At 67.8% G+C, this 13,541-nt stretch carries 9 protein-coding genes and 1 pseudogene; 4 read left to right on the top strand and 6 right to left on the bottom strand.

The features are described from left to right. Positions 1-19 precede the first annotated feature (19 nt). The 3 genes from glnA to rdgB form a co-directional block, all read right to left on the bottom strand. Positions 20-1,432 (bottom strand): type I glutamate--ammonia ligase, encoded by a 1,413-nt coding sequence (gene glnA / locus K2W61_RS22170; RefSeq protein WP_175131995.1) that lies wholly within the window; start codon positions 1,430-1,432, stop codon positions 20-22. Between the two features lie 184 nt (positions 1,433-1,616). After that, positions 1,617-2,840 carry a radical SAM family heme chaperone HemW gene (gene hemW, locus K2W61_RS22165; RefSeq protein WP_175131994.1) on the bottom strand — a complete coding sequence of 408 codons (1,224 nt, stop codon included), beginning with the start codon at positions 2,838-2,840 and terminating at the stop codon, positions 1,617-1,619. Between the two features lie 39 nt (positions 2,841-2,879). After that, the gene (gene rdgB / locus K2W61_RS22160; protein WP_175131993.1) at positions 2,880-3,503 is read right to left on the bottom strand and encodes an RdgB/HAM1 family non-canonical purine NTP pyrophosphatase; all 624 of its coding nucleotides are present in this window, start codon (positions 3,501-3,503) and stop codon (positions 2,880-2,882) included. Positions 3,504-3,629: 126 nt separating this feature from the next. Here rdgB and K2W61_RS22155 point away from each other — a divergent pair, with 126 nt between their 5' ends. Next, entirely contained in the window at positions 3,630-5,486 is a 1,857-nt protein-coding gene (locus K2W61_RS22155) for an EAL domain-containing protein (protein ID WP_236756554.1), read from the top strand. Between the two features lie 141 nt (positions 5,487-5,627). Here K2W61_RS22155 and K2W61_RS22150 read toward each other — a convergent pair. Further along, positions 5,628-7,061: pseudogene (locus K2W61_RS22150) on the bottom strand (methyl-accepting chemotaxis protein); the annotation flags it as partial. 233 nt (positions 7,062-7,294) lie between these two features. Here K2W61_RS22150 and K2W61_RS22145 point away from each other — a divergent pair. Beyond that, entirely contained in the window at positions 7,295-8,455 is a 1,161-nt protein-coding gene (locus K2W61_RS22145; RefSeq protein WP_175131992.1) for an acyl-CoA dehydrogenase family protein, read from the top strand. Positions 8,456-8,457: 2 nt separating this feature from the next. Next, positions 8,458-9,822: an MmgE/PrpD family protein gene (locus K2W61_RS22140; protein WP_236756553.1), complete on the top strand. Its 1,365-nt coding sequence runs from the start codon at positions 8,458-8,460 to the stop codon at positions 9,820-9,822. Between the two features lie 148 nt (positions 9,823-9,970). Here K2W61_RS22140 and rph read toward each other — a convergent pair whose 3' ends face one another. Further along, on the bottom strand, positions 9,971-10,705 hold the full coding sequence (rph, locus tag K2W61_RS22135) for a ribonuclease PH (RefSeq protein ID WP_236756552.1): 735 nt from the start codon (positions 10,703-10,705) through the stop codon (positions 9,971-9,973). A gap of 177 nt (positions 10,706-10,882) precedes the next feature. Between rph and K2W61_RS22130 the strand changes: the two genes are divergently transcribed. After that, positions 10,883-11,812, top strand: a complete 930-nt coding sequence (locus tag K2W61_RS22130; protein WP_175131989.1) for a YicC/YloC family endoribonuclease — start codon at positions 10,883-10,885, stop codon at positions 11,810-11,812. Positions 11,813-11,890: 78 nt separating this feature from the next. On the opposite strand, the gene K2W61_RS22125 is transcribed toward K2W61_RS22130, so the two are convergent. Next, a complete protein-coding gene (locus tag K2W61_RS22125; protein ID WP_272909334.1) occupies positions 11,891-13,474 on the bottom strand; it encodes an amino acid permease in 1,584 nt (527 codons plus the stop codon). Between the last annotated feature and the right edge of the window lie 67 nt (positions 13,475-13,541).

Here is a 13,541-nt window from a genome sequence, read left to right as displayed (position 1 = left end):
CAGCCACGGCCTCTGACGATCAGAGGCTGTAGTACATGTCGAATTCGACCGGGTGCGTGGTCATGCGCAGACGGCTCACGTCGGCCATCTTCAGGTCGATGTAGGCGTTGAGCATGTCGTTGCTGAACACGCCGCCGCGGGTCAGGAACTCGCGGTCGTTGTCCAGCGATTCCAGCGCCTGCTCCAGCGAAGAGCACACGGTCGGGATCTTGGCGTCTTCTTCCGGCGGCAGGTCGTACAGATTCTTGTCGGCCGGATCGCCGGGGTGAATCTTGTTCTGCACGCCGTCCAGGCCGGCCATCATCAGGGCCGAGAACGCCAGGTACGGGTTGGCCAGCGGGTCCGGGAAGCGCGCTTCGACGCGGCGGCCCTTCGGGTTGCCCACGTACGGAATGCGGATCGAGGCCGAACGGTTGCGGGCCGAGTAGGCCAGCTTGACCGGGGCTTCGAAGTGCGGCACCAGACGCTTGTACGAGTTGGTACCCGGGTTGGTGATGGCGTTCAGGGCACGGGCGTGCTTGATGATGCCGCCGATGTAGTACAGCGCGAATTCCGACAGGCCGGCGTAGCCGTTGCCCGCGAACAGGTTCTGGCCGTCCTTCCAGATCGACTGGTGCACGTGCATGCCGGAGCCGTTGTCGCCGACGACGGGCTTGGGCATGAAGGTGGCCGTCTTGCCGTAGGCGTGGGCCACGTTGTGCACGATGTACTTGACGATCTGGGTCCAGTCGGCGCGTTGCACCAGGGTGCTGAACTTGGTGCCGATTTCCAGCTGGCCAGCGCCGGCCACTTCATGGTGGTGCACTTCGACCGGCACGCCCATCTGTTCCATCAGCAGGCACATTTCCGAACGCATGTCCTGGAACGAGTCGACCGGGGGAACCGGGAAGTAGCCGCCCTTGACCGCGGGACGATGGCCGGTGTTGCCGCCTTCGAATTCCAGGCCGGTGGACCAGGAGGCCTCTTCCGACTTGATCTTGACGAAGGTGCCGGACATGTCGGTGTTCCAGGTCACGCCGTCGAACACGAAAAATTCGGGTTCCGGACCGAAGTAGGCGGTGTCGCCCAGGCCGGAGGACTTCAGGTAGGCTTCGGCGCGCTTGGCCAGCGAGCGCGGGTCGCGGTCATAGCCCTTCAGGTCGGACGGTTCGACCACGTCGCACGACAGGATCAGGGTCGGCTCTTCGCGGAACGGGTCCAGGTTGGCGGTCGACAGGTCGGGGATGAGCAGCATGTCGGAGGCTTCGATGCCCTTCCAGCCCGGGATCGACGAACCGTCGAAGGCCTGTCCGCTTTCCAGCTTGTCTTCATCGATCGCGCTCGTGGGCACCGACACGTGGTGCTCGCGGCCAACCGTATCGGTAAAGCGGAAATCCACGAATTTGACTTCGTTGTCGGCGATCTGTTTCAGGACGTCTTTCGGGCTTGCCATGTCATCTCCATTAGATAAAAGGGTCGAGGGCTGTGCCGCTCGACTGGCATAAAAGAGGGAAGCAATAAGCGTGCCAGGTTTTACCCCCGGGATTGCCCGGGGGAGGCGACAAGGCGATGGGAAAATGTAGCACCATTCTGGTGCAAATAATGGGGCATGATTGCCCCATTGTGGTGCCTGATTGCTACAGGAACATTTCCTGCAGATCGTTCAGGAAGCGCCAGCCCAGCGGCGTGGCCCGCAGGCGGGTGGGATCGGCGTCCAGCAGGCCCTTGTCGGCGGCTGCCTCCAATTGGTGCGCGATCGCCGCGAGCGACAGGCCGGTGCGTTCATTGAACAGGGTGGCCGCCACGCCGTCCTTCAGGCGCAGCGCGTTCAACATGAACTCGAACGGCAGTTCGTCCGGGCCGACCTGGCGGCTTTCCGCCAGATGGCTGCCGTCGCGCGCGGCCGCCGCCCGCATCCAGGAGTCGGGACTGCGCAGCCGGGCCTCGCGCACGATCCGGTCATGGAACGACAGCTTGCCGTGGGCGCCCGGTCCCAGGCCCAGGTAGTCGCCGAATTCCCAGTAGTTCAGGTTGTGGCGGCAGCGCGCACCCGGCCTGGCGTAGGCCGAGACCTCGTAACGCGCCAGGCCGGCCGCCGCCAATTCGGCCTCGACTGCGTCCTGCATGGCGGCGCTGGTGTCGTCGTCCGGCAAGTCCTCGGGCGGAAACTTGGCGAAGACGGTGTTGGGTTCCATCGTCAGGTGATAGAGCGACAGGTGTTCGGTGCCGAACCCGATGGCCTGGCGCAGGTCGCGCACGCAGGCTTGCAGGGTCTGCCCCGGCAACGCGAACATCATGTCCAGGTTGACGCGCGGCGCGGCGCGCTGCGCCATGTCGATGGCGGCGCGGGCCTGGGCCGCGTCGTGGATGCGGCCCAACTGCCGTAACTGCGCGTCGTCAAAGCTCTGGATGCCCAGCGAGAAGCGGGTCACGCCGCTGGCGGCGTAATCGCGGAACCGCCCGGCCTCGGCGGTGCCGGGGTTGGCTTCCATGGTGATTTCCGCGTCCGGCCACACGTTCAGACAGGCGCGCAGCATCGCCAACAGCTCATCCAGGCCCGCCGCCGACAGCAGGCTGGGGGTGCCGCCGCCGATGAACACCGACACCACCTGGCGGCCCCAAATCGAGGGCAGCGCCTGTTCCAGGTCGCTGCGCAGCGCGTCCAGATAGGCGCGCTCGGGAATCCCGCCGTCGGGCGTAGCGTGCGAATTGAAGTCGCAGTAGGGACATTTGCGCACGCACCACGGCACGTGCACGTAGACCGACAGCGGCGGCAGGCTGGTCAGGCTGGCGCCGGCCGGCGTGACCAGGCGCGGACGCGCCGCGCCCATGTCGTTGCGGATGGGGATGGTGATGGACATTCGAGATATTCCGGCGGGCGGCGCGTATGCGCGCGGTGGTCAAGCCTGGTTCAGCTTGCTCAACAGTTCGCGCAGGGCGCGGGCGCGATGGCTGATGCGGTTCTTTTCCTCGGGTTCCAGCGCGGCCGCCGTCAGGCCCTGGTCAGGCAAGAAGAAGTGCGGGTCGTAGCCGAAGCCATTGGCGCCTTCCGGCTGGTCGATGATCTCGCCCTGCCACAGGCCCTCGCCAATCAGCGGGCGCGGATCGTTTTCGGCGCGCACCAGCGCCAGCACCGCCACGTAACAGGCGCTGCGGTCGGTGGCCGCGGCCAGCTTCTCGACCAGCAGCGCGTTGTTGGCCGGGTCCGACTTCTCGCCGCCATGCATCTTGGCGTAGCGGGCCGAGTACACGCCAGGCGCGCCGTCCAGCGCGGCCACGCACAGGCCGGAATCGTCGGCCAGCGCCGGCAGGCCGGTCAGGCGGCTGGCGTGGCGCGCCTTGGCCAGGGCGTTTTCGACAAAAGTGACGTGGGGTTCCTCGGCTTCGGGCACGCCAAGCTCACCCTGCGGCACCAACTCGATACCGAGCGGCGCGAACAAGGCGGAAAACTCGCGCAGCTTGCCGGGGTTGTTGGAGGCCAGCACGACGCGGCGCAGGGATTCGGGAATCTTGGGAGAGGTCATGGCCGAAATTGTATAGGGCGCGGCGCCGCGGTCAGGGAGCAACCCTGTCCGCGGCGCAACAACACCGACATATTTCATTGTCAATATGGCCGATCTTGTCACTGATCGTATCTGAATGTCCCGGCGATGAACCCACTTCACGCTCTGCCCCGGCCGGCCGCGGCCAGCGCGTCCCCTCTTTCCGTCAGCGCCGCCGCGCCCGTCCCGGTCAGCCTGGCCGGCATTCTGCGCGAACGGCTGCTAAGGCCCCGCTTTCAGCCGGTCATCGACCTGTCGCACAGCCGCATCTACGGCCATGAAAGCCTGATCCGCGGCCCGGTCGACACCCCCCTGCACTTTCCCGACGCCCTGTTCGCCGAGGCCCGCCGCCAGGGCGTGCATCCCCAATTGGAGCTGGCCAGCTTTCGCGCCGGCGCCCAGGGCTTCCACCAGCACGCCGCCGCCGGCAAGCTGTTCCTGAACCTGTCGGGCTCGGCGCTGATCCACTACTGGACCCTGTGGGGCGACGAAATGCCGCTGCGCCTGCTCAAGGATTGCACGCTGGCGCCCTCCAGCATCATTGTCGAGCTGACCGAACAGGACCCGCTGTCCGAACACATGGCGACGCTGGGCAGCGCCTTCGCCTGCCTGCGCGAATTCGGCATGCGCATCGCGCTGGACGACTACGGCGTGGGCAATTCGAACCTGCAGCTGTGGGCCGAGATGCAGCCCGACCTGGTCAAGATCGACCGCTATTTCTTCAACGGCATCGGCCACGACGACCGCAAGCAGAACATGGTGCGCGCCATTCTCAAGGTGGCGCAGTATCTGGGCACCGCCATCGTCGCCGAAGGCATCGAGACCGCCGAGGACCTGGCGGTGGTGCGCGACCTGGAGATCCGCTACGCCCAGGGCTGGCTGCTGGGCCGCCCCGACGAAGCCCTGCTGACCGAGCTGACCCCGCCGCTGCGCGATTCGCTGCGGGTGCGCACGCCCGCCCCGCTGTCGCAGCGCTCGGCGGGCGGCACCGCCGCCAGCCTGCGGGTCGAAGCGCCGGCCGCGCTGCTGAACCAGCACACCAACGACGACGTGCACCGCCTCTTCATCGAGCACAAGAATCTGCACGCGGTGGCGGTGGTCGATGGCGACAATCGGCCGGTGGGCATCATCAACCGCCGCGATTTCTCCGAACACTATGCGCAGCGCTACACCCGCGAGCTGTTCGGCCGCGATACCTGCTCCACGTTCATGAATGCCGAGCCGGTGCTGGTCGACCTGGACGTGTCGATCGACCAGTTGAGCCATGTGCTGATCTCGGAAGACCAGCGCTACCTGATGGACGGCCTGATCATCACCCGCGACGGCCGCTACGACGGTCTGGCCACCGGCGAGACGCTGGTGCGCTCGGTGACCGAAATGCGCATCGAAGCCGCGCGCTACGCCAATCCGCTGACCTCGCTGCCGGGCAACATCCCCATCAGCCGGCACATCGCCACGCTGCTGGAGGACGCCGCGGATTTCACCATCTGCTATGGCGACCTGAATAATTTCAAGCCGTTCAACGACGTCTATGGGTATTGGCGCGGCGACGACATGATCATGCTGACCGCCGAAGTCATCAAGCGCCATTGCGATCCGCTGCGCGATTTCGTCGGCCACGTCGGCGGCGACGACTTCGTGGTGCTGCTGCGCAGCGCCGATTGGCGCGAACGCATCCAGCGCATCATCGCCGAATTCAATGAGCGCGCCGTCGATCTGTACGACGATCAAGGCCGCCGCAACGGCGGCATCGAGGCCGAGGACCGCTACGGCGTGCCGCGCTTCTTCCCGTTCGTGACGCTGGGCGTCGGCGCGCTCACCGTCACGCCTTCGCTATGCGAGCGCATCCGCCCGGAGGACATCGCGTCGGCCGCCGCCCATGTCAAGCACAAGGTCAAGCATGGGAACCTGTCGCTGGTGGCCGAGCGCTACAGCGGCGCCGCCCTGCCGCAACTCGCTCCCTGACGCCAGCCCGGCGGCCGCCGGGACGATCTGGAACACCGATACCGCGCGCCGCAGGCCCTGGGCCTGCTGCTCCAGCGCGGCCGCGGCGGCGGCGGTCTGCTCGACCATGGCGGCGTTTTCCTGAGTGCTGCGCTCGATGTCGGCCACGGCGTCGTTGACCGACGCAATGCCCGCCGCCTGCTCGGCGGTGGCGCTGGAGATCTCCGCCACGATCTGGGTGACGCGATCGACCGAGGCCAGCATGTCGCGCATGGTGTCTCCGGCCAGACTCACCTGGCGCACGCCGGCCTCGACGCGCGCGGCCGAATCCTCGATCAGGCCCTTGATTTCCTTGGCCGCCTGGGCGCTGCGCTGCGCCAGCGAGCGCACTTCGCCCGCCACCACCGCGAAACCCTTGCCTTGCTCGCCCGCGCGCGCCGCCTCCACCGCCGCGTTCAGCGCCAGGATGTTGGTCTGGAACGCGATGCTGTCCACCACGCCGACAATCTCGCCGATGCGGCGCGCGCTGTCGGCGATGCCCTGCATGCTGGTCACCACTTCCTGCACCGCGGCGCCGCCGCGCTGCGCCAGCTGGGTGGCGCTATGGGCCTGACGGCTGGCCAGGTCGGCGTTGCCAGCGGTGGTCTGCACCGTGTGCGCCAGTTGTGTCATGTTGGCCGCGGCCTCCTGCAGCGAGCCGGCCTGGCGCGCGGTGCGGTCCGACATGTCGGCGCCGCCGGCGGCGATCTCGCCCGAGCCGGCATGGATTTCCTCGACCCCGCGGCGCACCGACGCCACCGCCGCCGACAGGCCGGTCTGCATGCGGCGCATGGCCGAATACAGCACGCCGATCTCGTTATCGCCATGCGCCGCGATCTGTCCGGTCAGGTCGCCGTCGGCGATGCGGTCGAAGTGCGCGCCGGCCTCGTTCAATGGCCGCAGGATACGGCGGCGGAACGCCAGCCGGATCAGCACCGCCAGCGCCAGCACGAATGCCAGCACCGCCGCCGCCACCATCGTCACCCGTTGCATGGTCTGGCTGGCGCCAGCTACGGCCGCCTGACCCTGCTGGCGCGCGTAGGCCTGATAAGCGTCGGCCTGCTTGACGTAGGCCGAGCCCGACACCGGCAGCACGTTGTCGACCAGCCGGTTGACCTCGATGCCGTTCCAGCCCTTGATGGCCTTGAACATGGGCGCCAGCGTCTGGTCGGCAAAGGCGGCGTAGGCTGCCAGCGCCTGATCGAACAGCGGCGCGCCCTGGGCGCTGGTATCGGGATTGGCGCGCAGCCGCGCCAGGCTGGCGGCAGCCTGCTTGAGCAGCGCATCGGCGTGTGCCAGCGACTGGTCACGGCCTTGCTCCAGCCCGCTTTCCATGGCGGTCTTGGCATCGGTCAGCGCGGCGCGCGCCTGGAACAGGCGGCTGGTCATGTCCGACAGGTCGCTGGCGCGCTCGATGCTGCCCCGGCCCAGCGCCTCGATGTCGGCGCGGTTCTCCCGCAGCACGAAGACGCCGGCCGCCGCGGCCAGCGCGAACAGCACCACGAACAGCGCCAGAATGGCGGAAACCGCCGTCGTCACTCTGATATTTTTCCGCATATCCATCCATCTGTTGCATCGCCACCGGGGCGTATGCGGCCGATTATGGGGATGCAGTTTGGCAATTTCTTGACACAACCCCGGCCGGTCCATGACGAACGGCCGTCACATGAATGCGCTTTTGCGAACAGGAACCCCGTATTAATGAATTGTGAATTGGCAGGCGCGGCCCCTTGCGGCACATTCGATCCTGTCCCGAATTCCACTTTCCCATCGACACCGCAGCCCATCCCATGTCTCAAGCCTCCCACGCCTACCAGGACATCCGCGAAGCCGTCCGCGACCTGTGCGCCCAGTTCCCCGCCGAATACTTCCGCAAGGTCGATGAAGAACGCGGCTACCCCGACGCCTTCGTGCGCGCCCTGACCGAGGCCGGCTGGCTGGCGGCGCTGATCCCGCAGGAATACGGCGGCTCGGGCCTGGGCCTGACCGAAGCCTCGGTCATCATGGAGGAAATCAACCGCAGCGGCGGCAATTCCGGCGCCTGCCACGGCCAGATGTACAACATGGGCACCCTGCTGCGGCATGGTTCCGAGGCGCAGAAGCGCGATTACCTGCCACGGATCGCCGCCGGCGAGCTGCGCCTGCAGTCCATGGGCGTGACCGAGCCCACCACCGGCACCGACACCACCAAGATCAAGACCACCGCCGTGCGCCGCGGCGACCGCTACGTCATCAACGGCCAGAAAGTCTGGATCTCGCGGGTGCAGCATTCCGACCTGATGATCCTGCTGGCGCGCACCACGCCGCTGGACCAGGTCACGCGCAAGTCCGAGGGCATGTCGATCTTCCTGGTCGACCTGCACGAAGCGGTCAAGCACGGCATGTCGATCCGGCCGATCCCCAACATGGTCAACCACGAGACCAACGAGTTGTTCTTCGACAACCTCGAAATCCCCGCTGACAACCTGATCGGCGAGGAAGGCAAGGGCTTCAAGTACATCCTGGACGGCCTGAACGCCGAACGCACCCTGATCGCCGCCGAGTGCATCGGCGACGGCTACTGGTTCGTCGACAAGGTCACCGCCTACGCCAAGGAACGCATGGTGTTCGGCCGCCCCATCGGCCAGAACCAGGGCGTGCAGTTCCCCATCGCCCGCGCCCACATCAACGTCGAGGCCGCCAGCCTGATGCGCTACGAGGCCTGCCGCCTGTTCGACGCCCACGAACCGTGCGGCGCGCAGGCCAACATGGCCAAGCTGCTGGCCGCCGACGCCTCCTGGGAAGCAGCCAACGCCTGCCTGCAGTTCCACGGCGGCTTCGGCTTCGCCACCGAATACGACGTCGAGCGCAAGTTCCGCGAAACCCGCCTCTACCAGGTCGCGCCGATCTCTACCAACCTGATCCTGTCCTACGTCGCCGAACACATCCTGGGCCTGCCGCGCTCCTTCTGACCATGACCTCCGACATCTCCCCCCCGAGCGCCACCCTTGCCGCCTTCGCCGCCAACCTGCGCTTCGAGGACATCCCCGCGCCGGTGCTGCGCCGCGCCGAAGACCTGCTGCTGGACTGTCTGGCCTCGATCCTGGCGGGCGCCGCGTCGCGCCCGGTGCTGGCCATCGACCGCTATGCCGCCCTCATGGGGCCGGCCGACGGCCCCAGCGAAATCCTGATCAACCGGCGCCGCACCTCGCCCGTGTTCGCCGCCATGGTCAACGCCGCCGCCGCCCACGTGGTCGAGCAGGACGACGTGCACAACGGCTCGGTGTTCCACCCGGCCGCCGTGGTGTTCCCGCCGGTGCTGGCGGTGGCCCAGGCGCTGGGCCGCTGCGGCCGCGACGCGCTGGTGGCGGCCGTGGCCGGTTACGAGGTCGGCATCCGCGTCGGCGAATTTCTCGGCCGCTCGCACTACAAGATCTTCCACACCACCGGCACGGCCGGCACCCTGGCCGCCGCCGCCGCCACCGGCCGCCTGCTGGGCCTGTCGCCGGCCGCCATGCTGGACGCCTTCGGCTCGGCCGGCACCCAGGCCGCCGGCCTGTGGGAATTCCTGCGCGACGCCGCCGACTCCAAGCAACTGCACACCGCCCGCGCCGCCGCCAACGGCATCGCCGCGGCCTACCTGGCGCGGGAAGGCTTCACCGGCGCGCGCCACATCCTTGAAGGCCCGCAGGGCATGGCCGCCGGCATGTCGAGCGATGCCGATCCGGCGCGCCTGACCGATCGCCTGGGCACGCGCTGGGCCTTGGCCGAAACCTCGTTCAAGTTCCATGCCTCCTGCCGCCACACCCATCCGGCGGCCGATGCGCTGCAGCAGGTGCTGCGCGAACACGACCTGGCCGAAGGCGATATCGCGCGCGTGGTGGCGCATGTGCACCAGGGCGCCATCGACGTGCTGGGGCCAGTGGTCGATCCGCGCACGGTGCACCAGTCCAAGTTCTCGATGGGCACGGTGCTGGGCCTGATCGCGCGCCAGGGCCGCGCCGGCCTGCCGGAATTCGATGCCGCGCTGGACGATCCGGCGGTGGCCGATTTCCGCGGCCGGGTCACGATGGAACTGGATCCGGAGGTCGACGCCGCCTATCCGCAGCGCTGGATCGGCAAGGTCACGGTGCACACTCGCGACGGCCGCGTGCTGCACGGTCGCGTCGACGAACCCAAGGGCGATCCGGGCAATACGCTGTCGCGCGACGAGATCGAGGCCAAGGCGCTGAGCCTGGGCCGCTATGCCGACGCCGCCACCGAAGCCGAGCTGCGCGGCCTGATCGGCGCGATCTGGAACCTGGAGCGGGCCGACAAGCTGGGCGCCCTGCTGCCCTGAAACGCTGCCCCCGCGCCATCGGCGCGGGCCGACAAACCAAAACGGGATCACGCCGCCCACGGCCGTGATCCCGTTCTGTTTGGCGCGCAGAGCGCGCCATGTCCGCCTCGTGCCGCGATGTGCTATCGGGCCGAAGCGCGCCTGCCGCTTACGCCAGCGCCGCGCGCTGCGCCCGCACCAGGCCGGCGATGCCGCTTTCGGCCAGGCCCAGCATGGCATCCAGTTCTGCGCGCGTGAAGGTGGCGCCCTCGCCCGTGCCCTGCACTTCCACGAAGGCGCCGCCGCCCGTCATGATGACGTTGACGTCAGCATCGCAGGCCGAGTCTTCCTCGTAGTCCAGATCCAGCACCGGACGGCCCTGCACCAGCCCGACCGACACCGCCGCAACCGCGTCGCGGATCGGGTTGACCGCCAGGTCGCCACGCCGCATCAGCAGCGCGACCGCGTCGGAGGCCGCCACCCAGGCGCCGGTGATGCTGGCGCAGCGCGTGCCGCCATCGGCCTGCAGCACGTCGCAATCCAGGTGCAGCGTACGCTCGCCCAGCGCGCGCATGTCGAATACGGCGCGCAGGCTGCGGCCGATCAGGCGCTGGATTTCCTGGGTGCGGCCGCTCTGCTTGCCGCGCGCGGCCTCGCGGTCGCCGCGTGTATGGGTGGCGCGCGGCAGCATGCCGTATTCGGCCGTCACCCAGCCCTCGCCCTTGCCCTTGAGGAACGGCGGCACTTTTTCCAGCACGCTGGCGGTGCACAGCACATGGGTATTGCCGGCCTTCACCAGCACCGACCCTTCGGCGTAGCGCGTGAAACCGCGCTCCAGGCTGAACGGCCGCAGTTCGTCGACGGCGCGGCCCGAAGGTCGGGCGATGGCGTTGGCAGAGGTCATTGCAAGACTCCAATCAGATTCGGATGGCGGCATTGTACGGGCTGCGGTCGCGGCCCCGCCCGGGTTTGGAGTATCCTGCCGCGATAGACGGGCCGCATATACCCGCCCTCGCCCGCTTCGGCGGACCGGCGGAACCGGCGCGGCCCGATCCAAGACAAGCAACAGGATACCGACACCATGATTCGCAGCATGACCGCCTTCGGCAACGCCCGGGCTGACCTGGAGCAAGGCACGCTGGCGCTGGAACTGCGCAGCGTCAACAGCCGCTTCCTCGACCTCTATTTCCGCCTGCCCGACGAGCTGCGTCATGTGGAAACGCCGCTGCGCGAACTGCTGACGGCGCAATTGGCGCGCGGCAAGGTCGAGATCCGCGTGTCCTACACCCGCAACACCAGCACCGACCTGTCGAAACTGGAGCCGGCCTGGCTCGAAAGCCTGGCCGAACAGTTGCAGGCCGCGCGCCGCATCCTGCCCGACATCGCCGCGCCGCGCCTGGTCGAACTGTTCAACTGGCCCGGCCAGCGCGCCAATGACGCGCTCGACCCGCAAGTGTGGGGCGCGGCTTGCATGCAGGCCGCGCAGGAAGCGCTCAAGCAACTGCAGGATGGCCGCGCGCGCGAGGGCGAACGCCTGGCCGGTATGATGCGCGAATGCGCCGACGGCGTGGCGACCATCGTCGACCAGGTACAGCACCATCTGCCGCAACTGCTCGCCGACCACCGCGACAAGCTCGCCGCCAAGCTGCGCGAAAGCGTCGAAACCGCTTTTCCGGGCGGCTTCACGCATATTTCGGGCGCCGAGCTGTCCGAGCGCCTGTCGCAGGAAGCCAACTTGTTCGCGCTGCGCATCGATGTCGCCGAGGAACTGTCGCGCCTGCGCTCGCATCTGGAAGAACTGCGCCACCTGCTGACCGACGGCGGCGGCAAGCCCGCGGGCAAGAAGAACGCCGGCAGCGCCGGCAAGCGCCTGGACTTCCTGTTCCAGGAAATGAACCGCGAGGCCAATACGCTCGGTTCCAAGGCCGGCAGCATGGACGTCACCCGCGCCGCCATGGACCTGAAGCTGCTGATCGAGCAGATGCGCGAACAGGCGCAGAACATCGAGTGACCCGGAAACAACAAGGCCGCCGCGTTGCCGCGGCGGCCTGGGCCGGATGCAGGGGCCGCGGACATCCGCGGCCTTTTTTCATTGCCCGCCCGTGCCGGGCGCGGGGGCCGTCTGCGGCCCGACCGTGGCCGGTTCGCCGCGCAGGGCCGAATCCAGATAGGCGCTGCGCGCCCGGGCGTCGGGGAACGTCATGTCCTTGTAGCTGACGAAGCGCGAACCCTTGGTCAGGCGGTAACCCAGCCAGATCAGCAGGAACAGCGGGATGCCGATATAGGTGGCGGCCACGCCGCCCCAGTCGATGCGGTGTTCCAGGAAGGCCTGGTAGTTCTGGCCCAGCGTAATGACCAGGCACAGCACGAAGGCGAAGATCGGGCCGAACGGGAAGAACGGCGACACATACGGCAGGTCGGCCAGGTTGCGGCCCTGTTTGACGTAGCCGCGGCGGAAGCGGTAATGGCTGATCGCGATGCCCAGCCAGGCGATGAAGCCGGTCATGCCCGAGGTGTTCAGCAGCCAGATGTAGACCGCCTTGGGGCTGAAGATGAACGAAAAGAAACAGAGCGCCGCCACCACGGTGGTGGCCAGCAGCGCCCACAGCGGCACGCCGTTGCGCGCCACCCGGCCGAAGATGCGCGGCGCCTTGCCGTCGCGCGCCAGGCTGTAGAGCATGCGCGTGGCCGCGTACATGCCGGAATTGCCGGCCGACAGCACCGAGGTCAGCACCACCGCGTTCATGATCGACGCCGCCGCCAGCAGCCCGGCGCGCTCGAAGATCAGCGCGAACGGGCTGACGCTGACGTCGGTGACGTCGTTGCGCAGCAGGTGCGGGTCGGTGTAGGGAATCAACAGGCCGATCACCAGGATCGCCATCACGTAGAACAGCAGGATGCGCCAGAACACCTGGCGCACGGCGCGCGGCAGGTTGCGCGCGGGGTCCTTGGATTCGCCAGCGGCGATGCCGATGAGTTCGGTGCCCTGGAAGGAAAATCCCACCACCATGGCCACGCCGATCAGCGCCGCGAAACCACCGGCAAACGGGGCGTCGCCCACCGTCCAGTTGGCCACGCCGCCGCCCTCGCCGCCGCGGATGATCCCCAGCAGCATCATCACCCCCATGGCGACGAACGCCAGCACCGCGATCACCTTGATCAGGGCGAACCAGAATTCGGCTTCGCCAAAGCCGCGCGCCGACAGGGCGTTCAGGCCGAAGGTGATGGCCAGGAACAAGGCGCTCCAGTAGACCCCCGGCACATCCGGAAACCAGTACGCCATCACCAACTGCGCCGCCACCAGGTCCACCGCCACCGTGACGGCCCAGTTGTACCAGTAGTTCCAGCCCAGCGCGAAACCGAAGCCGTCTTCGACGTAGCGCGCGCCGTAGGTCGAGAACGACCCGGACACCGGCATGGCCGCGGCCAGCTCGCCCAGACTGGTCATCAGGAAATAGACCATCACGCCGATCAGCACGTAGCCCAGCAGCGCGCCGCCGGGGCCGGCCTGGGCGATGGTGGCGCCGGAGGCCACGAACAGGCCGGTCCCGATGGAGCCGCCCACCGCGATCATCGTCAGGTGGCGCGCCGACAGCGCGCGGCGCAATTCGGACGATTCTGACGCCCCTTGCTTGCCGCCGTCGCGGTGCTGGTCGTGTTCCGGTAATGCCAAAGTCGAGTTCCTTCAGAGCGAAAAGGCCCCCGCGGATTGTGTCCCCGGGCGCCGTGGGATTTCCACG

The sequence above is a fragment of the Achromobacter pulmonis genome (genome assembly GCF_021733725.1).
Classification (GTDB): domain Bacteria; phylum Pseudomonadota; class Gammaproteobacteria; order Burkholderiales; family Burkholderiaceae_B; genus Achromobacter; species Achromobacter pulmonis.
Note: the sequence above shows the minus strand (reverse complement) of the source record. Positions and strands in the feature narration are given on the sequence as shown.